The organism is Achromobacter sp. HZ34 (genome assembly GCF_002209485.1).
GTDB lineage: Bacteria > Pseudomonadota > Gammaproteobacteria > Burkholderiales > Burkholderiaceae_B > Bordetella_C.
The window spans coordinates 70,764-93,615 of record NZ_NJIX01000003.1 but is presented as its reverse complement, the minus strand read 5'-3'; the positions used below and the strand labels follow the sequence as shown (position 1 = coordinate 93,615).

Below are 22,852 nucleotides of genomic sequence, written 5' to 3'. Positions count from 1 at the left end.
TCCGCACGCCGTGGGGGGACGCACCGCGTAGTTACGACTGGTTCAGCGGCGTGCGCCGTACTGCTGCCGTTGCGGACGCGGCGCCTGCGGGCGTTCGTCCTTATGGCGGAAATTGATGCGACCCTTGGTCAGGTCGTAGGGCGACATTTCCAGGGTGACGCGATCGCCAGCCAGGATACGGATACGGTTCTTGCGGATACGGCCGGAGGCGTAGGCGCCAACTTCGATGCCATTGTCGAGTTTGACGCGATAGCGGCTGTCGGGCAGCACTTCGTCGACGATGCCATCCAGCTCGATGAGTTCTTCTTTAGCCATGCGTATATCTCCTAATAGGCCCTGAATCCGGCACGTGGCGACACGCGGCGGTCGGGGGCGCCCGCAAAAATCGAGGCGGGCAAAACACAGAATGCGGGGCGGCGCAGGCTGCCAGCCAGGCGCAAGCGACGCGTGAATCAAGCGCGGCAGTGCCGGTGCCGCCGGTAACTAATGACCAAGGCGGCGTACGGTCGCCGAGGCGTGAGTGGGAGCGAGGGGAGCGGCGGCGTCCAGACGGACGGGGCCGGATATCCGGTTCCCAAGATACCGCGCAACGGCGAACCGTCTACGGCATGGACTCGCCCGGACCAAAGCATCGCGGGCGGGAATGAGGTGCGTGATATTTGCTGAGCTCGATGGCGTGCCCTGCTTCAGCACTGCGTAAGCCACCTGTCGATCAGATACTGAGTCCAAATTATCAGGTGTCTATCGAGCTTTTACGAATGATAGTTTAACAGCGCATTAGTTAATGGAAAACCCCTAATGTTGCAGCTTTGCCTATTTGCGGGGTGGACGATGGGCGAGTATTCTGCGCCGGTCGCTCGCGCACCGGCCTACATGCCCGCGTGGGAGCGACCTGACAATTCGAGACACAATCCCTTCTTATAAGAGTCATGGCCCCATGAGGTTCCTTCTGCTATTGCCGTTCTTCGGCCTGTTGTGGATCCCTTTCTACAACCAGGCACTGCCTGAACTGTTCGGCTTCCCCTTCTTCTATTGGTATCAACTGCTCTGGGTGCCGGTGACCGCCGCGCTGACCTGGTTCGTCTTCCGCGCCACGCGTAATGAGGGGGACGAATAATGGGTACCGCTCCGCACATCAACTGGACCGCGCTCAGCGTCTTCATTTTCTTCTTCGCCCTGGTAACCGTCATGGGCTTCCTGGCGTCGCGCTGGCAGCGCGGTTCGGGCGAAGCTCACCTGGATGAATGGGGCCTGGGCGGCCGCCGTTTCGGCACCTGGATCACCTGGTTCCTGGTGGGTGGTGATTTCTACACCGCTTACACCGTGATCGCCGTGCCGGCCCTGGTCTACGCGGTGGGGGCCTATGGCTTCTTCGCGCTGCCCTATACCATCCTGGTCTACCCGATCGTTTTCTGCATCATGCCGCGGCTGTGGCGTGTGGCCCACAAGGCCGGACACGTGACGGCCGCCGATGTGGTCTATGCGCGCTTCAAATCGCGTCCCCTGGAACTGGCCATCGCCGCCACGGGTGTGCTGGCCACCATGCCTTATATCGCCCTGCAACTGGTCGGCATGGAAGTGGTGATCAAGGCCCTGGGCCTGACTGGCGAACTGCCGCTCACGGCCGCCTTCGTCATCCTGGCGCTTTACACCTACTCGGCGGGCCTGCGCGCGCCGGCGCTGATTGCCTTCGTCAAGGACCTGATGATCTATATCGTGGTCCTGGTGGCGGTGGTGCTGGTGCCCTTGAAGCTGGGCGGCTACGGGATGGTGTTCGCCAAGGCGGGTGCGGCATTCGAAGCCAAGGGTGGCGCCACGGGCCTGCTGCTCAAGCCTTCGCAATACCTGCCCTATGCCACGCTGGCGCTGGGATCGGCCCTGGCCGCGTTCATGTATCCGCACACGCTGACCGGCATCTTCGCCGCCAACGGCGCGAATACCATCCGCAAGAACGCCATCTACCTGCCGGCCTACACGCTGCTGCTGGGCTTGATCGCCTTGCTGGGCTATATGGCCTGGGCCGCGGGCATCCATCCGCAAACGCCCAACGACACCGTGCCGGCGCTGTTCAACGCCTTGTTCCCCAGCTGGTTCACCGGTTTCGCTTTCTCGGCCATCGCCATCGGCGCGCTGGTGCCCGCGGCGGTGATGTCGATCGGCGCGGCCAACCTGTTCACGCGCAACTTCTGGAAGGCCTACGTCAATCCCCAGGTGTCGCCGCAAGGCGAGGCCAAGGTTGCCAAGGTCGTGTCGCTGGTGGTGAAGTTCGGCGCGCTGGTGTTCATCATCTTCGTGCCGACGCAATACGCGCTGGATCTGCAGCTGCTGGGCGGCCTGTGGATTCTGCAGACCTTCCCGTCGGTGGTCTTCGGCCTGTTCTTCAACTGGTTCCGCGGCACGGCGCTGCTGATCGGCTGGATCGCGGGCCTGGGTATCGGCTCGTGGATGGCGATCGCCGACGGCGTCAAGCCGGTGCACACCTTCATGATCGGCGGCGATCCCTATGCCATGTACACCGGCCTGTTCGCGCTCGGCGTGAACATCGTGGTGGCCGTCGTGGTGCAACTGATCCTGGGGATGTTCAAGCCCGGCTCAAACGCGCACAGCGCCGGCAGCCGCGCCTGAGCCCGCTGGCGTTTCCGTCTTGACGCGTTGCCGAACGCGTTCGATGCGGCGGTCGATGGCCTGATACAACAGCCACGCCGCCGCGATCGAGAACAGGGCGTTCAAGCCGGAAATCGCCAGCGCGTCGGTGATGCCAAGTGTGGCGGCCATATGGCTCACCAGCAGCATCACCACCGCATGGCAGATATAGATCGGGTAGCTCAGCTGCCCGATTTTTTTGTCCAGCCGATAGCGCGACTGGAAAATAAAGGTCAGCGGCAGGAACGCGGCGAAGGCCATCAGCACCAGCGCATCGCGGACGTTGTGGTTCAGCGTCACCGAAAAATGAAACAGTGTGTACAGCACGAACAGCCCGGTCACGGCTTCCGGCAGGTAATGGAAGCGTTTGCTCAGCCTTTCGAAGAAAGGCAGCAGCAAGCGATGTGACAGCGCGCCGGCCAGGAACAAAGCCAGCTCCAGCGGGAAGAAGCGGTAAGACCAGGGGTCGCTCTGCGCCAGGCCCATCTGCAGCAGCATGACGCGCAAGCCCAGCGATGCGATGAACAGGATCAGCACCGCGCGCAAGGAACGCAGGACGAAGGGCGCGATCAGGTAGAAGCTGAGCTCGACGCCCAGGGTCCACGCCTGCGGCACCAGCAGGCCGTCGTACAGCGGCACTTCGCTGTTCATGAACGAGCCGGTCCAGGTCAGCACACCGTTCCTGATGCCGGCGAACATGATCCAGTCCTGGCCGAAGATGAACATGTTCGCCAGCATCAGACAGAGGTCGGCCAGGGGCGGCACGCGGTCGTAGACATCGGTGAAAGCAGGATTGGCGACCAGGTTGACGACCAACGCGATGGCCGCCACCGCGAAATACGTCGGATAGAGGCGCAGCGCGCGATTCGCATAGAAACGCGTCGTGCTGCGATACGTGTCGTTGACGTTGAGGATGTAGGAGATCAGGAAACCCGAGATCACATAGAAGAGCTGCACGGCCAGGCGTCCGCCGACCAGCACATTGCCCTGGTTCCAAGGGGAGTGATCGAGTACGACGGAAAGCGCGAACAGGGTTCTGAGCAAGCCCATGGGTATATATCTCCTCTTATGCGGCCCCGGTGATACAGAATGTCTGGGGCTGCACGCATTCTGCGCGTCCTCTCACATCGGCGCGTCCACCAGACGGCCCGCTATCCCTAAGGTTTAGGACGATAGGGCATTGAAAAATGCCGTCGCGGCCGCGCTATTCGCAAGCTTGCGATCATGGGATTCGCGCCAGCTTTTCGTAAGGCTGCTTCGATCGCGGCACCGCACAATATTTCAGCGGCATGACATCGCCGTGTTTCTGCACGTAAATCTCGCTCCGGCGCCCATTTCCGCGTCATCAGGCTGTCATCGCGCTTGCACACACTACCGCCCAGTTTGAATGAACAGGGAACGCGCATGACCTATGCGATCGAAGTCAAAGGGCTCAGCAAATCCTTCCGTGCCGCCGACAAGGCGCTGGACGATGTGAGCCTGCAAGTGGCACCCGGCGAGATGGTGGCACTGCTGGGCGCATCGGGCTCCGGCAAGTCGACGCTGCTGCGCCACATGGCCGGTTTCGTGGCGGGCGACTGCGGCGAGATCGTGGTCAATGGCGCGGTGATCCAGAGCCAGGGCCGCATCAGCAAGCGCGTGCGCGGAGCGCGTGCCGGCATCGGCTTCGTCTTCCAGCAATTCAATCTGGTGGGACGCCTGCCTGTCATCACCAATGTGCTGGCCGGCATGCTGCCGCGCGTGCCCATGTACCGCAGCCTGCTGCGCTGGTTCCGCCGCGACGAGGTTGAAGTCGGCCTGCAGGCTTTGGCCCAAGTTGGTATAGACGGCTACGCGTTTCAACGCGCTTCGACGCTGTCCGGCGGCCAGCAGCAGCGCGCCGCCATCGCCCGCACGCTGGTGCAGAACGCCCGCACCATCCTGGCCGACGAGCCGATCGCGTCGCTCGATCCCGAATCCTCGCGCCGCGTTATGGACACGCTGGCGCAGATCAATCGCAGCCGCGGCGTGGCGGTGGTGGTGTCGCTGCACCAGGTCGATGTGGCCATGCGCTATTGCCCCCGCGTGGTGGCCCTGCGGCGCGGCAAGGTGGTGTACGACGGCCCGTCGGCCGAGCTGACCGCCGCGATGTTGCGCGACCTGTATGGCGCCGAACTGAATGAATTGATGCCTGGCGCCGACGTCGCGAACGACGCCGACGCCGTTGCCATGGGCGGCCGTGGCGCCGTGGCGCCGCAGCTGGCCGCCGCCTGATTTCCCTGCTGTTCCCCTTTACCTGTTTGCTCCCGGAGCTACCATGCTACGCAGAACGTTTCTCGCCCTGATCGCCACCGCGGCCCTGTCCACCACGGCCCACGCGCAGGACGGAAAGACCTTGAATTTCGGCATCATCTCGACCGAATCCTCGACCAACCTGAAGTCCGCCTGGCAGCCCGTCATCGACGACTTGAGCAAGGCGCTCGGCGTCGAGGTCAAGCCTTTCTTCGCGTCGGACTATGCCGGCATCATCGAAGGCATGCGCTTCAACAAGGTGCAGATGGCCTGGTACGGCAACCTGTCGGCCATCGAAGCCGTGGACCGCGCCCAGGGTGAAGTGTTCGCCCACGTGATCGCCAAGGACGGCAGCCCGGGCTACTGGTCGGTGCTGGTTACGGCCAAGGACGGTCCGGTCAAGTCGGTCGACGACGTGCTGAAGAACGGCAAGACCATGAGCTATGGCGCGGGCGATCCCAACTCCACGTCGGGCACCGCCGTGCCGGGTTACTACCTGTGGGGCGCCAACAAGGTCGATCCCAAGACCTTCTTCAAGAACTTCCGCGTCGCCAATCACGAAACCAACCTGATGTCGGCGATGAACAAGCAGGTGGACGTGGCGATCACCAACACCGAAGCGATCGACCGTTATCGCATCGCCACCGGCAAGAATCCGGAAGACCAGATCCGCATCCTGTGGAAGTCGCCCCTGATCCCGGCCGATCCCATCGTTTATCGCAAGGATCTGCCCGCCGATATGAAGGCCAAGATCCAGAACTTCTTCGTGAACTACGGCAAGACCGACGACGAGTCCAAGAAGCTGGCGGCCCTGACGTACAAGGGTTTCACCAAGTCCGATAACGGTCAGCTGGTCCCGATCCGCCAGATCAACCTGGCCGGCCAGCGTGCCAAGGTCGAAAGCGACACCACGCTGAGCGCCGCGGAAAAGCAGAAGAAGACCGCCGAAATCGACGCCAAGCTGGCTGATCTGGCCAAGCAAGTGGCCTCGGCCAAGTAAGCAGGACGGCATCATGAGCGTGACCCTCTCGACCTCTCCCGCCACCGTGCGTCCGCCGCGGACCTCGCTGCCCATGCTGATCATGTGGGCAGTGATCCTGGCCTTGCTGGTTGCTTCCTGGAAGGGCGCGGACATGCGTCCGATGGACCTGCTGCGGGATTCCGGCAACATGGCCGAATTCGCGAAAGATTTCTTTCCGCCGAACTTCCGCGACTGGCGCATGTACCTGGACGAGATGCTGGTCACGGTTCAGATCGCCATCTGGGGTACTTTCCTGGCCATTGTCATGGCGGTGCCCTTCAGCCTGCTCTGCTCGTCGAACATCGTGCCGGCCTGGGTCTACCAGCCGGTGCGGCGACTGATGGATGCCTGCCGCGCGATCAACGAGATGGTGTTCGCCATGTTGTTCATCGTGGCGGTGGGGCTGGGTCCGTTCGCCGGCGTGCTGGCGCTGTGGGTGCATACGCTGGGTGTGCTGGCCAAGCTGTTCTCGGAGGCCGTCGAGGCTATCGATCCGCGCCCGGTGGAAGGCGTTCGTGCCACCGGCGCCAATGCCATCGAGGAGATCGTCTTTGGCGTGATCCCGCAGGTGTTGCCATTGTGGATCTCCTATTCGCTGTATCGCTTCGAGTCCAACGTGCGTTCCGCTTCGGTGGTGGGCATCGTCGGCGCGGGCGGTATCGGCATGGTGCTGTGGGACATCATCCGCAGTTTCCAATATGCGCAGACTTGCGCGGTGATGATCATCATCATCGTGTTCGTCGTCGCCATCGACATGCTGTCGGCGCGGGTGCGTCGAGTGTTGATTTAAAAAATAGGGTGCAGCAGGTGGGCACCCTTTTGTTTGACTTGGGCTAGGGCGCATCCCGCTGGCGATGCGCCCTTTGCCTTTCAACGCAGAGAATGCCAAATGAGCGAACTATCCTGTAAGACTGAAGCGCCGGTGCTGGACGCGGCGCGCCTTGAAGCGCTGTTTTCCGGCTATGGGTCGGACTTCTATGGCGGCGAAGCCATCACCCAGACGGAACATGCGCTGCAATGCGCCGCGTTGGCGGAAGCGGCGGGCGAGACGCCGGCCGTCATCGTCGCCAGCCTGCTGCATGACGTGGGCCATCTGGTGATGGCCGAGAGCGCCAGCGAGGACCGGCGCCACCAGGACGTGGGCGCCCGCGCGCTTGAAGGCGTCTTCGGTGAGGACGTGCTGGCGCCGATCCGCTTGCACGTGCCGGCCAAGCGTTATCTGTGCGCCGTGGATGCGGCGTACTACGAGACGCTGTCGCAGGCTTCGCGGGACAGCCTGGCCCTGCAGGGCGGGCCTTTCACGCCGGAGCAGCGGGACGAGTTCGAAAGCCTGCCGCACTTCGCCGCGGCCGTGCGCTTGCGCCGCTATGACGATCTGGCCAAGGTCGTCGGCGCGTCGACACCGGACCTCGCGCATTACCTGCGCATCTGCGCAAGTGTGATGCGGGAACACGCGTAGGGACGCAACTCCCGCCCATCCTCATTGAATTTGTCATTGCGTCAGGGGGGCGGCGGAGCGCGCCATGCGTGTGGGTAATGGCCTTGCCGCTTCAGGCGTGGCAGCGGCGGCGGGCGATGGCCAGTAGTTCGGCTGCCGCGTCGTCGGCGGCGCCGTTGTTGTCCAAGGCGACCATTTCGCAATCGGCCGGAACGTCGAAGCTGGCGTCGGCGCGCGCCAGGCGGGCGGCGATGTCCTCGGCGCTTTCACGGCCGCGGTTGGCCAGGCGCCGTTGCAGGGTCTCCGTGTTCACCCGGATGGTGACGGCGCACAGGCCGGGGTAACGGGCGCAGGCCTGCGGCAGATAGGCGCGCGAGCCGTTCACCAGCACGGTGATGCCGGCGGCCATCCAGGCGTCGATCTCCACGCCGATGCCGTAGGCCAGTTTGTGGCTGGCCCAGTGCAGGGCGAAGCAGCCCAAGGCGGCGCGGCGCGCATGCTCGGCGGGGTCCAGAAAGATGGAAGCTTCATCCGCACCGGCGGGACGCGTGATGTAACGGTGCGCGACCAGGACACGGTCCGCCCCATCGAGCCGGGTACGGGCCAGGCGCAACAGCGTGTCCTTGCCGCTGCCCGACGCACCCATGACATAGACCAGGCGGCTGCCATCGCGGGGCGAACCGATGTGCCGCTCTTCGTCACGGAGATGGCTCTTCGCCTGCCGATCGCGGTCGGCATCGCGACGCGAGCCCTGGGGCTGCCCATCACGGGCGGCATCGAAATCGGGCGCGGTCATTTAGTGCCTTTCGCCATCGGTAGATAGTTCGCGCCGGCGCCATCGCGGGTAGTGCCGTCGAAGCCATAATGGCGCGCCACCACGAAGGGCGCGGCGGGCGTCGGCTGTACGTAAACGGTCACGGCATCCACGGGCATCGGACGATCCAGCCGGCCCGCGCTGAGCGATTCCAGCTGCGTGCGTGCCGCGCTCAGATCTTCGCCGGCCAGGTTGCCCGTCAGCGTGATGTGGAACTTGAAGGTGTCCAGCACATAGGGGTAGCCCCAGGTCTGCAGCATGGCGCGTTGCGCCGGATCCAGGTCGGCGCGCAGGCGGCGCGCCAGTTCCTCCGGCGCCGGAGGCGCGCGCCACGGGTCGAGGTGGCGCACGGCATCGTCGGCCAGGACCCGCAGCGCGGCGCGGCCGGCGGCGACGTCGCCGTGGTTCGTGGCCCAGGCTGGTTCGTTCTCCACCAGGCACCACGCCAGGAAGCCCCGCAGCGAGCGCAGTTCCAGCGCGATGCCGAAGGGCTGCTGGGCACGGGCCAAGGCGCGCACGGCCTGGTCCAGGCCGGCGGCATCGGTGCCGGGGGCCAGGCGGAACGGCGGCTTCAGCGTGGCATGCAGGCCGTAGTGGCGCGGCGCCTCGGTCCACGCATCCAGGCGCGCATCGTCGGAGGCCGCGCGCGCTATCGCGGCGCCGCTGTCCTCGTCGCGGCCCAGCCACCGCTTGCCGATGTCACGCCAATTGCCCACGGGCGCCAGATAGATCGCATAGCGATAGGCTTCCTGGAAGCACGTAGCCGACGTCGAGGGGCGTTCCGCGGCAGGCGATGCTGACGTCGCCGCCTGGGGGCTTGTGGCGGAAGGCGAAGCCATGGACGTAGCCGGTGCCTGCATGGATCGCGGATCTTGGCTCATGGGTTGCGCTTGTGATTCAGGCGGCTTGGGCCTGTTGCAGCTGTTCCGTGTCGAACTGCTGCGCGGCATAGCGCAGGCGTCCGCCGACGATGGCGGCGCAGACGCGCGGCACGCCAGGGACACTGTCGTCGACCACGATGGCGTCGGCCAGCATGCCGGCATCCAGCGTGCCCTGGTCGCGCAGGCCGGCCGCGCGGGCCGGATTACGCGATACCAGCGCCCAGGCCTGGGACAGCGGCAGCACGCCGTCGGCCACCAGCTTCATCACGGCCGCCAGCGGCGCGGGATAGTAGTAATCGGACGTCAGGATGTCGCACAGGCCGGCCCGGATCATCTCGGTGGCGTTGGGCGCATTGGTGTGGCTGCGTCCGCGCACGACATTGGGGCCGCCGAAGACCGTGAAGTCGTCCAGCTCGCGCGCGACGTGGGCCACTTCGGTGGTCAGCGGAAACTCGGCGATGCGGCAACCCAGCTGGTGATAGTAGCGGCGCGTGGCGGAATCGGGGTCGTCATGCGAAGCGACTTCCAGCCCTGCCTGTTTGGCGCTTTCGGTCAGTTCGCGCATGGCGTTGGCCACTTCGTCGGCGCAGGCCATGGCGGCGCGGATGCGATCCTGGAAAGTATCCAGGTCGCACTCCGCGCGTTCCGCGTACTGCAGCAGCTTGCGGTCGTTGCCCAGGCGCTTGGCCATGCTGGGCAGGTGATCGTTCAAGGCCAGGAACTGGACCTTGCCCGCCTGTATCCATTCGCGCGCGATATCGACGCCGCCCACATGGTGGGTCTCGAAGCGCAGGTGCACGTTGTGGCGCGCGCCCAGGGTGGCGCGCATGCGGTCGAGGGCGTCGAACATGCGCATCGCGTAGGGCTCGCCGCGCAGGCCGCCTTCCCAGGACAGGGTGACGCCATGGAATTCGGTGGTGATGCCGTTGGCCAGAAGCTGGCGGTCGACGTCATGCAAGGCGCTGTCATACGGAAACGTCACACCCGGACGCGGCATGATGGCGCGTTCGAACGCATCGCCATGCAGGTCGATGATGCCGGGCAGCACCAGCAGGTCGCCGGCATCCAGCAGGGGCGTGGCGCCCGCGCCAGGGGCCACGCGGTCGCCGTTGAAACCCAGGCGCGCGGGGCGCAGGCCGTCGGATGTCAGTACGCGGCGGCCGGCGATTCCGGGCAGGGCGGAAAGGGAAGATACGGACGTTTTCATATGCGGCAGCCTTGCTGGGAAGACCGGATGGGTGGCGAGAAACGGAGACTATATGCTCGCTTGATTACGAACAGATGTCTAGACGTTTGGGGCGCAAGTTCCTGAGAGGGTTTTGCTTCGAGGGGGCCCCTCTCCACACCCCTGGGGGAAGATGAGGGGCTCCGCCCCTCATCGCTCTCTAAAACGAAGAAGGGCGGCGGTCGACGAGGCTCCGCCTCTTCACTAATCATCCCCCGTGATCATCAATTGCACCCAATCCCCGGCGAAGCGCGTGATGCCGTATTGCAGCGGACGCCCATCGGCGTCGACGTTGAGCGCTTCGATCTGGATGATGGGGCGCGTCTTGGGCTGGTTCAGCAGGCGTGCAATGTTCTCGTCCGGCATGGTCGCCGTGATGCGCGACCACTTGCGGGTGTAGTCCTGGATGCCGAACTGCTTGTACACCTTGGAGATCGACTTCGCTTCCTTCAACTTGTCGGCAAAGCCCGGGAAGCGCTTTTCTTCGAAATAATGATCCGACACATTGATGGTGCGATTCTCGGCCTTGCCGATCAACTGCACGCGCAACAGCGTGGTCGAGCGCGGCAACCCCAATTGCACGGCGATATCGGAAGCCCGCTCGGCCTGGCTGCCCAGCACCTCGACGTGCCCCAGCAAGCCCTGGCTGCGCAGGTTCTCGGAGAACCGCGTGCGCTTGCCGATGGCGTAGTCGATGGCGTGTTCCTGCACGAACGTACCGCGCCCCTGCTCGATCCGCACCAGGCCGATCTGCTCCAGCTCGCCCATGGCGCGCCGGATGGTGTGGCGATTGACGGCGAACTTGGCTGCCAGTTCCGGCTCGGGCGGCAATTGCTCGCCCGGGTTGTAAAGCTTGTTGCGTATATCCATCGCCAGCGCTTCACCGATCTGCCGCCAGACCGCGATCCCCGATCGTCGTTCGAACATTGTTGACTTCCCGTTGAACGCGCATCGCAGGGCGCGTCTATGAATATATGAATATGGAATGCGGGATTTTGCCCCAGCCGGGCGATCCTCGCGAGTCACAACTGTCATCAAAAATTCATCGCGACTGTGTTGAACTGCTTTGCGCCTGGGTTCATACTACCATCTATTCGTATAGACGTTTAGAGGAAACGGATGGATACGCACACTCCCGAAACCGGGTCCCAGGCCGCCCGCTCCGCATGGATGCGCGTCCTGGCCCTTGCTGACGGCACCGCGCTGGACCAGGCCTACCAGGCCCTGGGACCCTTGCCGGCTTTCCGCCCGCTGCGCGCCCCTGAAGTCGGCATGACGATGGTGCGCGGCCGTGCCGGTGGCACCGGGGAGCAGTTCAACCTGGGCGAGATGTCAGTGACGCGTTGCGCTGTTGCCTTCGAACAAGGTGTGGTCGGTACCGCCTATGTGCAGGGCCGTTCGCTGCGCCATGCCGAACAGGCCGCCGTCCTGGACGGCCTGTTGCAGATGGATGACTGGTACGAGGCGGTGCAGACCCTGGTCGTCGCCCCCCTGGCGCGGGTCCACGAGGAACGCCGCGCGCGCCGCGCCGCCGCAGCCGCCCAGACCCGAGTCGAGTTTTTCACCATGGTGCGTGGAGAGAATTGAGATGACCCCCGCCGCTTCACAAGCACAAGCGCTGTCGCTGGCGCAAGCCACCCGCGCCGCCGCGCCAATGATCAACCTGCTGCCCGGCTTCGCCGATCCGGGCGTGCAAGCCCAGGCCGTGTTCCGCGTGGCGCTGCAGGCCATGGCCGAGCCCGGCCAGCCGCAAGCCCTGCCGGCCGACTGCGGCGTACCCAAGGGCCTGTCGCCCGCGCTGGCCGCGCTGTTGCTGACCCTGGCCGACGTCGATACGCCGGTCTGGCTGCCGGCCGGCATGGACGGCGCGGCTGCCGCTTTCCTGCGCTTTCACTGCGGCTGCCCGCTGGTGGACACGCCCGCTGAAGCGGCTTTCGTCGTCGTGCCGGCCGGCTATGCCGCACCCGGCCTGGCTGATTGCAACGGCGGCGACCCCGCCTATCCGGACCGCTCCACCACCTTGCTGATCGAGGTGGCGGACTGGCAAGGGGGCGCCGCGCTGCGCCTGACCGGCCCCGGCATCGCCACGGAGCGTGCCTTGGCGCCCGCCGGGCTGCCGGCCGATTTCTGGCGGCAATGGGCCGTCAATCACCGTCGTTTCCCGCAAGGCGTGGACGTGCTGCTGACGCACGGCAGCGCGGTCTGCGGTCTGCCGCGCACGACGCGGGTGGAGGTCTGACATGTACGTTGCCGTGAAGGGAGGCGAGCGCGCCATCCTGAATTCCTACCGCATGCTGGACAGCTTCCGGCGCGGTGACCCCGCCGTACCGACGCTGACCCTGGCGCAGATCCGCGCGCAAATGCCCCTGGCCGTGGATCGCGTGATGGCCGAAGGGTCGCTGTACGACCCGCATCTGGCGGCGCTGGCCTTGAAGCAGGCCGCCGGCGACATCACCGAAGCGGTGTTCCTGCTGCGTGCGTATCGCACCACGCTGCCGCGTTTCGGCTACAGCGTGCCGCTGGAAACCACCCGCATGAGCCTGCAGCGGCGCATTTCCGCGACGTTCAAGGACTTGCCGGGCGGCCAGGTGCTGGGGCCGACGTATGACTACACGCAACGCCTGCTGGACTTCTCGCTGGAAGACGACACGGCGCCCGCGCCCACGCCCCTGCCGCCGGCGGCCGAGCCCCTGGCGGCCACCATGCCGCGCGTCACCGAACTGCTGGAGCGCGAGTCCTTGATGGAGGCCGAGGCCATTCCCGCGGGCGACCCCGCGCCCTTCGACCTGACGCGCGAGCCCATGGCCTTTCCCGCCACCCGCGCCGCGCGCCTGCAGAACCTGGCGCGCGCCGACGAAGGTTTCCTGTTGTCGATGGGATATTCGACGCAGCGCGGCTACGGTAACTCCCATCCCTTCGTGGCGGAAATCCGCTACGGCTCGGTGGACGTGGAGCTGTACGTGGAAGAGCTGGGCTTCACCGTGACCATAGGCGAGATCGACGTCACCGAGTGCCAGATGGTCAGCCAGTTCACCGGCAAGGCGCACCAGGAGCCGACCTTCACCCGCGGCTATGGCCTGGTGTTCGGCTACGGCGAACGCAAGGCCATGTCGATGTCCCTGATGGACCGGTCGCTGCGCGCGCGCGAGCTGGGCGAGGCGGCCACGTCGCCCGCCCAGGACCACGAGTTCGTGCTGTATCACAGCGACAACGTCGAGGCTTCCGGTTTCACGCAGCATTTGAAACTCCCGCACTACGTGGACTTCCAGTCCAGCCTGGCGCTGTTGCGCCGCATCCAGGCGGAACGGGCCCAAGGTACCGGCAGCGCGGCCGGCACCAAGGCCAAGGCGGACGCCACCCCGGATGCGGAGGCAGCCCCCGTCGCGGCCGCCGAAACTCAGCAGGCATGACCTTCAACGAACACGAGGCTCGCAGGATTCCCATGGATACTCCCGTTGCGCAGGACGCCGCCACCGTGGCACGCGATCCGCATTACAACTTCGCCTACCTGGACGAGTCGACCAAGCGCATGCTGCGCCGCGCCCTGCTCAAGGCCGTCGCCATCCCTGGCTACCAGGTGCCTTTCGGCAGCCGTGAAATGCCCTTGCCCTATGGGTGGGGCACTGGCGGCATCCAGGTGACCGCCGCCATCATCGGCGCCGACGACACGCTCAAGGTCATCGACCAGGGTTCGGACGACACCACCAACGCCGTCAACATCCGCCGCTTCTTCGGCCGGGTGACGGGCGTCAGCACCACCGACACGACCACCGCCGCCAGCATCATCCAGACGCGCCACCGCATTCCGGAAACGCCGTTGCGCGCGGGCCAGATCATCGTGTTCCAGGTGCCCATTCCCGAGCCGTTGCGCTGGCTGGAGCCGAGCGAAGTGGAAACCCGGACCATGCATGCCCTGGCCGAGTACGGCGGCATGCACGTCAAGCTGTACGAAGACATCGCGCATCACGGCCACATCGCCACCACCTACGATTACCCGGTGCTGGTGAACGACCGCTACATGATGCGGCCGTCGCCCATCCCCAAGTTCGACAATCCCAAGATGAACTTCAGCCCGGCGCTGATGCTGTTCGGCGCGGGCCGTGAAAAGCGCGTGTATGCCGTCCCGCCCTACACCAAAGTGAAGAGCCTGGACTTCGACGACCATCTGTTCACCATCGAACGCTGGTCGCAGCACTGCAGCCTGTGCGGATCGCACGAAAGCTTTCTCGATGAAATCATTCTGGACGACGAAGGCAACCGCAGCTTCGTCTGCTCCGACACGGAATATTGCGCCACGCGGCGCGAGGAACAGGCATGAACGGGATAGACATCCAGGTCGGCGACAACCAACAGCCGCTGCTGTCGGTGCGCGACCTGACCCACACCTGGGACGGCGTGCACGGCTGCCGGGAAATCAATTTCGACCTCTACCCGGGCGAAGTGCTTTGCATCGTCGGTGAGTCGGGCTCGGGCAAGAGCACCCTGCTGCAGGCCGTGTCCTGCCAGGTCGAGGCCCAACATGGCAGCGTGCGCTATGACTTGCGCGAACAGGGGCCCACCGACCTGGCGAGCCTGTCGGGCGCGCAACGGCGCCTGCTGGCCCGCACCGATTGGGGCTACGTGCGCCAGCACGCACGGGACGGCCTGCGCATGCAGGTCAGCGCCGGCGCCAATATCGCCGAGCGCCTGATGGCCATCGGCGAACGCCATTACGGCGATTTGCGTGAAGTGGCCGGCAACTGGCTGCACAAGATGGAGATCGACGTCGGCCGCCTGGACGATGCCCCGGCCTCGTTCTCCGGCGGCATGCAGCAGCGCCTGCAGATCGCCCGCAACCTGGTGACGCATCCGCGCCTGGTCTTCATGGACGAGCCGACCGCGTCGCTTGACGTGTCGGTGCAGGCGCGCCTGCTGGACCTGCTGCGCCAGTTGGTGGCGGACCTGGGCCTGGCCGCCATCGTGGTCACCCACGACCTGGCCGTGGCGCGCCTGCTGGCGCACCGCACGCTGGTGATGCGGGGCGGCTATGTGGTGGAAAGCGGTCTGACCGACCAGATCCTGGACGACCCCCAGCATCCCTACACCCAGCTGCTCGTTTCTTCCATCCTGCAGAGCTGACCATGACACAAGCACAGACGATGATAGAAGTCCGCGGGGTCGGCAAGATTTTCACCCTGCACAACCAGGGCGGCGTGAACCTGCCCGTGTTCGACAACGTCGATTTCGATGCCGCGCGCGGCGAGTGCCTGGTGTTGTCGGGCCCGTCCGGCACCGGCAAGAGCACGCTGCTGCGCTGCCTCTACGGCAATTACCTGACCACCGCCGGCACCATCCGCGTGCGCGACGGCGAACAATGGGTGACGCTGACCGGCGCGCCCGAGCAGCGTATCCTGCGCCTGCGCCGCGACGTCATCGGCTACGTCAGCCAGTTCCTGCGCGCGATTCCGCGGGTGGGCGCCCTGGACGTGGTGGCTGAACCGCTGCGCCAGCGTGGTGTTGCCATCGACGAGTCGCGTGACCGCGCGGCCGTGTTGCTGGCACGCCTGCGGCTGCCGGAACGCCTGTGGCGTCTGCCCCCGGCCACGTTTTCAGGCGGCGAGCAGCAACGCGTCAACATCGCGCGCGGCTTGATCGGCGGCCATCCCGTTTTGCTGCTGGACGAGCCTACCGCATCGCTGGACGCGGAGAACCGCGCCGTGGTGGTGGAACTGATACGCGAGGCGATGGCCGAAGGCCGCTGCCTGGTGGGCATCTTCCATGACGAAGCCGTGCGCGACGCGGTGGCCAGCCGGGTGCTGGGCTTGAAGCCAGCCTCGCAAAATGGCTTGAGAGACGCTTCCCTGGCCAACGCGGCCGCCTTGACGGAGTAGACCATGATCGCCACGTTATTGACGCACGCCCGCGTCGTGCTGCCCGACACCGTATTGGAAAACAGCGCCGTACTGATCGAGGACGGCCATATCGCCGCCATCGATCCGGTGGGCGCGCGCGCCGCGCAGGAAGTGAACCTGCACGGGCAGATCCTCATGCCCGGCTTGATCGACCTGCATTGCGACGCCATCGAAAAGGAAGCGGAGCCGCGTTCGCGCGTGCTGTTTCCCTTCGATTTCGCGGTGGCGCAAGTAGACCGTCGCAATGCCGCGGCCGGCATCAGTACCCCTTATCACGCACTGTCCTTCGCCAATCGCGAATGGGGCGTGCGTAACAACGAAACCGCCGGTGAGCTGATCCGCGCGGTGCATGCTTTCCGCCAGCATGGCCTGGTCGACAACCGCATCCACTGCCGCTACGAAATCAGCGACGAAACGGCGCTGCCCTATCTGCAGGACCTGATCGCGGAGGGCATGGTGGACCTGCTGTCCGTCATGGATCATTCGCCGGGGCAGGGGCAGTTCAAGACGCTGGAGTCGTATCTCGACTACGTCATGGGCAATCACGGCTTCAGCCGCGAACAGGCCGAAGAAGCGGCGCGGTCGAAACTGGCGGGCATGGAAGGTTCGGCGCAGCGGGTCGAACTGCTGCTGGAACGGGCGCGTGCCGCCGGCGTGCCCACGGCCAGCCATGACGATGATTCGGTGCATCGCATCGCCGCCATGCGCAATCTGGGGGTGTCGATGAGCGAATTCCCCATCAATCTGGATACCGCCAAGGCAGCGGTGTCTTGCGGCCTGCCCACCATCCTGGGCGCGCCCAATGTGTTGCGCGGCCAGAGCCAGAGCGGTTCGATGCGCGCCATCGACGCGATACGCGCCGGTGTCGCCAGCTGCCTGTGCTCGGATTACCAGCCGTCCACCCTGATCGCGGCTGCCTTTGCTGCCGCGGATCAGGCCGGGCTGACCTTGTCCCAGGCCAGCGCGCTGGTGGCGGGCAATCCGGCGCAGGCTTGCGGGCTGAGCGATCGCGGCCATATCCGCGTTGGCTTGCGGGCCGACCTGATTGCCGTCCACCTGGTACAGGGCCAGCCGCTGGTCAGCCACACCTGGAGCGGCGGCCGCCTGGCCTTCTCCGCCCATTACCCCATGGCGGGCGCGGCCGCGCGCGCCACCCCGCCGCGCGTGCAGGCCGTGGCCGCTTGATGGACCAAGGGCCGGCGATGCCGGCCCTTTCCGCTGCTGACGGCGATGCTCGCCCTTTCCGCTGCTGACGGCGATACCGGCTCTTTCCACCGTGTGACGCACGGCCGCCAGGGCTCCTGGCTTGGCCCTAGGGCGTGACGATGACCACCGCGACGCGGCGGTTTTCGGCCCTGCCGGCCGCGCTGCCGTTGTCGGCCACCGGATGCGTGGCGCCCTGGCCGCGTACCTCGACATGCGCGGCCGGCATGCCGGCGGCGATGACGATGTCCGCGACCGCCTGCGCCCGGCGCAGCGACAATTGCTGGTTGTGCGCATCGCTGCCGCGGTTGTCGGTATGTCCGTCCAGCCGCATGCGATCCAGGCCCACACCTAGCAACCGGCCCGCCAGGCGCTTGATGTTGTCCACGCTGGCCGGCTTGACCACGGCCTGGTCCGTGTCGAACAGCACCTTGTCCGATATGCCGAATTCCCAGCCTTCATCGGTCTGGGTAAAGCCTTCGTCCTTCAACACCGCGATCTGCGCCGGCGTCAGTCCTTGCGGCACCGCCTGGCACGCGGCCAGCAACACGACGCTCAGTGCGATGACCAAGCTGCCGGCCATGCGGGCGAGGAAGGGGGGCGTGACTTTCACGATGACATCTCCTTGGAATGGGGATCAGAAGCGTCCGGCACCGCCGAGGCCTGGCTGTCGCCGCCCAGCCGCTTGGCGCGATACATGGCGGCGTCGGCGGCATCGAACAGGCTGTTCACGTCCGTGGCATGTTCGGGGTAGACGGCGATGCCTATGCTCAGCGAACTCACCGTTTCCGTTCCGCCAGGCAGGCGGATGGGCTTGCGCATGCTCGCCAGGATCTTCTCGGCCAGCCGGCGCGCCGTGTCGCCATCGCGCAGCGGCGCCAGCATGACGGCGAACTCATCCCCTCCCAGCCGCGCCACCAGGTCGCTCTCGCGCAGCAGATTGCGCACGCGCGCGGCGGTGTGTATCAACACCGCATCGCCCGAGGCATGCCCCTGCTGGTCGTTGATTTCCTTGAAGCGGTCACTGTCGATGAACAGCACGGCCACGCGCTGGTTCAGCACGCTGGCGTCGCGAATGGCCTGCTCCAGCCTTTCCTCGAAGTGGACGCGGTTGGGCAGGCCGGTCAGGCTGTCGTGCGCCGCCTTGTGCGCCAGCTTGGCGTTCTCGTGCTGCAGCTGGTTCTGCCAGGCCTGCAACTGGTCCAGCAGGGCGTTGAAGTCTTCGCCCAGCGCATTCAGTTCGGCGATCGCCGCCTTCGGCATGCGCACGCCGAAGGCGCGTTCATTGCGTACGGCGTGCGCCACGCGCGCCAGGTTGCGCAAAGGCTCGACGATGCCCTCGAAGGTACGCCGCGCGATGGCCCGCGCCAGCATGGCGCTGGCCATCAGGCAGGCCAGCACCCCGGCCACGCCCTTGAGCAGGAAGGCCAGCATGCTGCCGGGATGGCCGGTCACCAGCAGCGTGCCGACGGTGTGGCCCCGATGCACGATGGGCGTGACGATGGGCGGCGGCGTGAAGACCCGCTCGAAGGGCTGCTGTATCCACGCCAGGCTGGCGTCGGGCGGGCGGCTCCACTGGGCCAGCACCAGGCCATCGCTGTCGAACACCACGGCCGTGCCCACGCCTTCGGCGTTGGCGATCAGGGCCAGGGCGTCGCGCGCCGCGGGGCCGTCATGGAATACCACCGAGGCTTCCACGGTATAGAGCATGGATCGCGCGATCAGCCCGGTGTTGTGCTCCGCATACGCGCGCAGGGCGACCAGGCCCATGATGGTCAGCACCAGGCCGACCAGCCCGACGGCGAAGACGGTCACGGATACCTGGGCACGGCGCAAGGCGTCGCGCAGCGTGGGAAGGCGGGAACCGGGCGAATTCGGTGTGGATGTCATGGCTGGGGCCTGCGGCGGGCCAGTTGCAGCACGCTCGGATGGATACGCACACCGCTACGGGCGATGATGTCCAGGTTGATCAGGAAGCCGACCTGGGCACCCTGGGCGTTCAGGCAGAACATGCCGCCGCCGCAGTCGGCGTCATGTTCCAGGATGGTGACCACCGGCCTGCCGGTGACGTTTTGCAGCATGCGCTTCGACACGGGAGCCGGCAGGTCGCCCACATAAAGCGCATCGCACATCTGTACCAGGACGTCGTCGGGTGCCACCCGGCGTGCGCGCACGGTCGACATGGCCTCGCCGCCGGCCAGCAAGGCGGCGGCGTAGGGCGTACTTCCGGTGACGCACAGCAACGGCGGTTCGGGGCTCGGCGGCGTGGGCCAGCGTGCATACCCAAGGATGCCGGTCACCACTTGCACCACCTGCGCCACCGTACGCGTTTCGGCAGCGGCCACTGGCGGCGCCGGCGGGTCGTCCTGGCTCGGCGCGCCAACTGCTCGGGCGGGAGGCCAGGCGCACAGCAGGCCCAGGCTCAATCCCCAGCAGGCGACACGCGACACGGCACGACAGGGAAGGCGTTTGGTTGCTACCTGTGACAAGTGAGTGTTGAAATTCGTTGTTTTTTGTTGATCAGGTGTAGTTATTATCTAAAGACTTTGCGCACTGGATTGCCGGAAAAGCTGCCGATAATAGGAATATAGTTACGCTTCTTGGGCTGTTTGGCGGTAAAGATTACACGCTACGATGGAGCCTGTAACGCTGCCTGTTCCGTTTCGTTTTGAAATTTTCCAAAATGAGCATGCGGAATATATTTTTGTCTTTAGGAGGCTACGCCATGGTTGATCCCCATTTTGTCCAGGATCATGAAGAGCCGGAATTGTGGGCGGCCGAATTAGTGTCGTACGCCGCCGGGCGGCCGCCTATCCACGTCATGATGCAGACCGCCGGCGAAGCGCCTACCGCGTACGGCCTGCGCAATTTGAAGACTTTGCTGGGCGTGCTGGATCAGCGCATCGAAGCGGCCGCCGAGCTCCTGCTGGAAAATTATTCCCGCCAGGACTGGCTGGAAGAGGGCGTACCGCCCGAGGAGTTGCCGCCTGGCGACTCAGTGTCCGCCATGGTCAGCAGCGCGACGTTGCGTGCGCTGTGGTTGTTCGATGAAGACGCCGAGGACTACGAGCTGTGGTTCACCCTGCCTTGGGATGACGAGCATACGTATGACGTGGAGTTCCAGGGCGGCCAGCCGGTCACCTGCACGGTGAACGACTAGTCAAGGCGTGGCGGGATCCCGGGGCGCCGGGGCGGCAACCGCATCGGCCGCCGGCGCGCGATCACGCAGGTATTCGACAGCGACCCCAGGCGGGATCTTCTCGATGCGGTCACGCTGGATCTTGGAGCGTACGAAGCCGACGCTCTTGGTATTGGTGGCCGCGCCCTGCAGCAGGACGGAAAGGATGGCGCCCTTGTCCTGGATCCACTGGTTCTTGCCCCGCAGCAACTTCACCGCCTCGGTCGGCGGTCCCAGCTTGAAGGTGGCGCCGCCCAGCGTGATGCTTTTGCGCGCGGCGAAATCCGCCTCGGTGTGATGGGTGATGGAGACCGCGTCCAGGTTATTGCTGAAGGTGTCGATGCGGTAGACGAAGTTGATGCGGGTGTGCGGATCTTGCACTACGAGCAACTTTTCCGACCCGGAGAAATCGGAAAACTGGCCGATGACCACGGACTCGACCAGTTGATTGCCGCGTTTTTCCTCGGTGTAGAGGAAGATCGTCGGCGGGGCGGAGCTGGAATTCTCAGTCATGACAGGGGCGGGCGCGGCTTACGCGAATAAGTAACTTGATGCGTCGGGCGAGAAGTTTAACCCTTGTCGGCGCCTATTCCCCGCGCGCGCGCCGCGCGTTGAGGTCTTGCAGGCACTGCCCCACCGCTTCGCGCATCTTGGCCGACGACGTCGAGGCCCGATCGGCTTCGTCCCGGCACTCGGTGTAGCGGCGCAGGCTGTCCGGCGTGTCGCGTACCGGCGGCGGCGCGGCCTGGGTGGCTTCGGGCGTGACGGTCATGCGCAGCGTGGAGGGGGGCGAGTAGCTGCCGGGTTGCGAGGGGAAGCTCAGTTCCTGCACGCCACCCGGCGCGGCCGTCCCGCCCGTCGGCGGCGCGTTCTGCGCCGATATCGGCACCTGGGCCTGGGCGCCAGCGCCGATGGCCAGCAGCAGCAAAGCAGTGGAGATCTTGATTTTCATGAGCTTTCCTCGAAAACGCGGCCCGCCGGGCTGCCGGCCGCTTTGCTACTGACCGCCGGGAAGGGCATGAGGTTCAGTGTAGCGAGCCTTTCCCTGCGGCCAATTCGGCAACTTTAAGGGATGTTCGCCGATATACGCCGAAACAATCCGCTGGAAGACGTAAATCCATGGTTGCAAGAACTTTCTCGCGCTCCCCGGTAAAATCGCGCCAACCCTTGTTTCCCACCAATTTTCAATAAGTATTCCGGAGGACTTTTTTCATGGCCCTAGTTTCGATGCGCCAGCTGCTCGACCATGCCGCCGAGCATGGTTACGGCATTCCTGCTTTCAACGTGAATAATCTGGAACAGGTCCAGGCCATCATGGAAGCTGCCGCGGAAACGGACAGCCCGGTCATCATGCAGGCGTCGGCCGGCGCCCGCAAATACGCTGGCGAAGGCTTCCTGAAGTATCTGATCCAGGCCGCCGTCGAATCCTACCCCCATATCCCCGTCGTGATGCACCAGGATCACGGCCAATCGCCCGCCGTGTGCCAGGGCGCCATCAACCTGGGCTTCTCCAGCGTGATGATGGACGGTTCGCTGAAGGAAGACGGCAAGACCATCGCCGACTTCGACTACAACGTCGATGTCACCCGCAAGGTCGTGGAAATGGCGCACAAGGTCGGCGTGACGGTGGAAGGCGAACTGGGCTGTCTGGGCTCGCTGGAAACCATGCAGGGCGACAAGGAAGACGGCCACGGCGCCGACGGCAAGCTGAGCATGGAGCAGTTGCTGACCGACCCCGAGCAAGCCGCCGACTTCGTGCGCGCGACCGACCTGGACGCGCTGGCCATCGCCATCGGCACCAGCCACGGCGCCTACAAGTTCTCGCGCAAGCCCACCGGTGACATCCTGTCGATTTCCCGCATCAAGGAAATCCACAACCGCCTGCCCAATACCCACCTGGTGATGCACGGCAGCTCCAGCGTGCCGCAGGAATTGCTGGCCGAGATCCGCGAATTCGGTGGCAATATGAAGGAAACCTACGGCGTGCCCGTCGAGGAAATCCAGGAAGCCATCAAGTTCGGCGTGCGCAAGATCAATATCGATACCGACATCCGTCTGGCCATGACCGGCGCCATTCGTCGCTTCTTCGCTGAAAATCCGGAGAAGTTCGATCCGCGTGAATACCTGAAGCCGGCGCGCGCCGCGGCCAAGGCAATCTGTGTCAAACGCTATACGGAATTCGGCACCGCCGGCAACGCCAGCAAGATCAAGGCGGCGCCGCTGACCGACATCGCCCAGGCCTATGCCAGCGGTAAGCTGACCCAGGTCGTGAAGTAAGGAAACGAAG

General features: G+C 65.1%; 26 protein-coding genes. 15 read left to right on the top strand and 11 right to left on the bottom strand.

What is annotated here, in order from left to right; all coding sequences use genetic code 11:
• Positions 1 to 42: 42 nt before the first annotated feature.
• Entirely contained in the window at positions 43 to 315 is a 273-nt protein-coding gene (gene infA / locus CEY05_RS12555; RefSeq protein ID WP_088598683.1) for a translation initiation factor IF-1, read from the bottom strand.
• A 622-nt stretch (positions 316 to 937) separates the two neighbouring features.
• On the opposite strand from infA, the gene CEY05_RS12550 reads away from it, so the two are divergent.
• Both CEY05_RS12550 and mctP read left to right on the top strand, forming a co-directional pair.
• Positions 938 to 1,117: a DUF3311 domain-containing protein gene (locus tag CEY05_RS12550; protein WP_088598682.1), complete on the top strand. Its 180-nt coding sequence runs from the start codon at positions 938 to 940 to the stop codon at positions 1,115 to 1,117.
• A complete protein-coding gene (mctP, locus tag CEY05_RS12545; RefSeq protein WP_088598681.1) occupies positions 1,117 to 2,625 on the top strand; it encodes a monocarboxylate uptake permease MctP in 1,509 nt (502 codons plus the stop codon). The genes CEY05_RS12550 and mctP overlap by 1 nt, the downstream gene beginning before the upstream one ends.
• Here the strand turns inward: mctP and CEY05_RS12540 are convergent.
• Positions 2,593 to 3,693: an acyltransferase gene (locus CEY05_RS12540; RefSeq protein WP_088598680.1), complete on the bottom strand. Its 1,101-nt coding sequence runs from the start codon at positions 3,691 to 3,693 to the stop codon at positions 2,593 to 2,595. The genes mctP and CEY05_RS12540 overlap by 33 nt on opposite strands.
• 354 nt (positions 3,694 to 4,047) lie before the next feature.
• On the opposite strand from CEY05_RS12540, the gene phnC reads away from it, so the two are divergent.
• The 4 genes from phnC (at position 4,048) to CEY05_RS12520 (ending at position 7,394) form a co-directional block, all read left to right on the top strand.
• Positions 4,048 to 4,896 (top strand): phosphonate ABC transporter ATP-binding protein, encoded by an 849-nt coding sequence (phnC, locus tag CEY05_RS12535; protein ID WP_088598679.1) that lies wholly within the window; start codon positions 4,048 to 4,050, stop codon positions 4,894 to 4,896.
• A gap of 43 nt (positions 4,897 to 4,939) precedes the next feature.
• A complete protein-coding gene (gene phnD, locus CEY05_RS12530; protein WP_088598678.1) occupies positions 4,940 to 5,914 on the top strand; it encodes a phosphonate ABC transporter substrate-binding protein in 975 nt (324 codons plus the stop codon).
• A gap of 13 nt (positions 5,915 to 5,927) precedes the next feature.
• On the top strand, positions 5,928 to 6,725 hold the full coding sequence (phnE, locus tag CEY05_RS12525) for a phosphonate ABC transporter, permease protein PhnE (protein ID WP_088598677.1): 798 nt from the start codon (positions 5,928 to 5,930) through the stop codon (positions 6,723 to 6,725).
• A 99-nt stretch (positions 6,726 to 6,824) separates the two neighbouring features.
• Positions 6,825 to 7,394, top strand: coding sequence for a phosphonate degradation HD-domain oxygenase (locus CEY05_RS12520; protein WP_088598676.1), 570 nt, complete (start codon positions 6,825 to 6,827; stop codon positions 7,392 to 7,394).
• Positions 7,395 to 7,485: 91 nt separating this feature from the next.
• Here the strand turns inward: CEY05_RS12520 and phnN are convergent, their stop codons facing one another.
• The 4 genes from phnN to phnF all read right to left on the bottom strand — a co-directional run bounded on the left by phnN (position 7,486) and on the right by phnF (position 11,220).
• A complete protein-coding gene (phnN, locus tag CEY05_RS12515) occupies positions 7,486 to 8,169 on the bottom strand; it encodes a phosphonate metabolism protein/1,5-bisphosphokinase (PRPP-forming) PhnN (RefSeq protein ID WP_088598675.1) in 684 nt (227 codons plus the stop codon).
• Complete coding sequence (locus CEY05_RS12510) at positions 8,166 to 9,026, bottom strand: DUF1045 domain-containing protein (protein ID WP_088599188.1); 861 nt, start codon at positions 9,024 to 9,026, stop codon at positions 8,166 to 8,168. The genes phnN and CEY05_RS12510 overlap by 4 nt, the downstream gene beginning before the upstream one ends.
• Before the next feature lie 58 nt (positions 9,027 to 9,084).
• Positions 9,085 to 10,275, bottom strand: coding sequence for an alpha-D-ribose 1-methylphosphonate 5-triphosphate diphosphatase (locus CEY05_RS12505; RefSeq protein WP_088598674.1), 1,191 nt, complete (start codon positions 10,273 to 10,275; stop codon positions 9,085 to 9,087).
• A 222-nt stretch (positions 10,276 to 10,497) separates the two neighbouring features.
• Entirely contained in the window at positions 10,498 to 11,220 is a 723-nt protein-coding gene (gene phnF, locus CEY05_RS12500; RefSeq protein WP_088598673.1) for a phosphonate metabolism transcriptional regulator PhnF, read from the bottom strand.
• Between the two features lie 192 nt (positions 11,221 to 11,412).
• On the opposite strand from phnF, the gene phnG reads away from it, so the two are divergent.
• From phnG to CEY05_RS12465, 7 genes are read left to right on the top strand one after another with little or no spacing between them, the layout of a single operon-like run.
• Positions 11,413 to 11,880, top strand: coding sequence for a phosphonate C-P lyase system protein PhnG (gene phnG, locus CEY05_RS12495; RefSeq protein ID WP_088598672.1), 468 nt, complete (start codon positions 11,413 to 11,415; stop codon positions 11,878 to 11,880).
• Between the two features lies 1 nt (position 11,881).
• Positions 11,882 to 12,532 (top strand): phosphonate C-P lyase system protein PhnH, encoded by a 651-nt coding sequence (phnH, locus tag CEY05_RS12490; RefSeq protein WP_088598671.1) that lies wholly within the window; start codon positions 11,882 to 11,884, stop codon positions 12,530 to 12,532.
• 1 nt (position 12,533) lies between these two features.
• Entirely contained in the window at positions 12,534 to 13,703 is a 1,170-nt protein-coding gene (locus CEY05_RS12485; RefSeq protein WP_088598670.1) for a carbon-phosphorus lyase complex subunit PhnI, read from the top strand.
• Positions 13,704 to 13,735: 32 nt separating this feature from the next.
• On the top strand, positions 13,736 to 14,611 hold the full coding sequence (locus CEY05_RS12480; protein WP_088599187.1) for an alpha-D-ribose 1-methylphosphonate 5-phosphate C-P-lyase PhnJ: 876 nt from the start codon (positions 13,736 to 13,738) through the stop codon (positions 14,609 to 14,611).
• The gene (gene phnK / locus CEY05_RS12475) at positions 14,608 to 15,411 is read left to right on the top strand and encodes a phosphonate C-P lyase system protein PhnK (RefSeq protein WP_088598669.1); all 804 of its coding nucleotides are present in this window, start codon (positions 14,608 to 14,610) and stop codon (positions 15,409 to 15,411) included. The genes CEY05_RS12480 and phnK overlap by 4 nt, the downstream gene beginning before the upstream one ends.
• Positions 15,412 to 15,413: 2 nt before the next feature.
• The gene (gene phnL, locus CEY05_RS12470) at positions 15,414 to 16,163 is read left to right on the top strand and encodes a phosphonate C-P lyase system protein PhnL (protein WP_088598668.1); all 750 of its coding nucleotides are present in this window, start codon (positions 15,414 to 15,416) and stop codon (positions 16,161 to 16,163) included.
• Positions 16,164 to 16,166: 3 nt separating this feature from the next.
• Positions 16,167 to 17,369, top strand: a complete 1,203-nt coding sequence (locus tag CEY05_RS12465) for an alpha-D-ribose 1-methylphosphonate 5-triphosphate diphosphatase (protein WP_088598667.1) — start codon at positions 16,167 to 16,169, stop codon at positions 17,367 to 17,369.
• 127 nt (positions 17,370 to 17,496) lie between these two features.
• Here CEY05_RS12465 and CEY05_RS12460 read toward each other — a convergent pair whose 3' ends face one another.
• Genes CEY05_RS12460 through CEY05_RS12450 form a run of 3 tightly spaced genes read right to left on the bottom strand, consistent with a single transcriptional unit; the run spans position 17,497 to position 19,732 of the window.
• A complete protein-coding gene (locus CEY05_RS12460) occupies positions 17,497 to 18,000 on the bottom strand; it encodes an OmpA family protein (RefSeq protein WP_233161500.1) in 504 nt (167 codons plus the stop codon).
• Positions 17,997 to 19,277, bottom strand: coding sequence for a diguanylate cyclase domain-containing protein (locus tag CEY05_RS12455; protein WP_088598666.1), 1,281 nt, complete (start codon positions 19,275 to 19,277; stop codon positions 17,997 to 17,999). Before CEY05_RS12455 ends, CEY05_RS12460 begins: the two co-directional genes overlap by 4 nt.
• On the bottom strand, positions 19,274 to 19,732 hold the full coding sequence (locus CEY05_RS12450) for a YfiR family protein (protein ID WP_198952771.1): 459 nt from the start codon (positions 19,730 to 19,732) through the stop codon (positions 19,274 to 19,276). Before CEY05_RS12450 ends, CEY05_RS12455 begins: the two co-directional genes overlap by 4 nt.
• 380 nt (positions 19,733 to 20,112) lie before the next feature.
• Between CEY05_RS12450 and CEY05_RS12445 the strand changes: the two genes are divergently transcribed.
• Entirely contained in the window at positions 20,113 to 20,547 is a 435-nt protein-coding gene (locus CEY05_RS12445; protein WP_088598665.1) for a hypothetical protein, read from the top strand.
• Here the strand turns inward: CEY05_RS12445 and CEY05_RS12440 are convergent, their stop codons facing one another.
• Positions 20,548 to 21,078 (bottom strand): hypothetical protein, encoded by a 531-nt coding sequence (locus CEY05_RS12440; RefSeq protein WP_088598664.1) that lies wholly within the window; start codon positions 21,076 to 21,078, stop codon positions 20,548 to 20,550.
• A 73-nt stretch (positions 21,079 to 21,151) separates the two neighbouring features.
• Complete coding sequence (locus CEY05_RS12435) at positions 21,152 to 21,517, bottom strand: hypothetical protein (protein ID WP_088598663.1); 366 nt, start codon at positions 21,515 to 21,517, stop codon at positions 21,152 to 21,154.
• Positions 21,518 to 21,777: 260 nt separating this feature from the next.
• On the opposite strand from CEY05_RS12435, the gene fba reads away from it, so the two are divergent.
• A complete protein-coding gene (gene fba, locus CEY05_RS12430) occupies positions 21,778 to 22,842 on the top strand; it encodes a class II fructose-bisphosphate aldolase (protein ID WP_088598662.1) in 1,065 nt (354 codons plus the stop codon).
• The last annotated feature ends 10 nt before the right edge of the window (positions 22,843 to 22,852 follow it).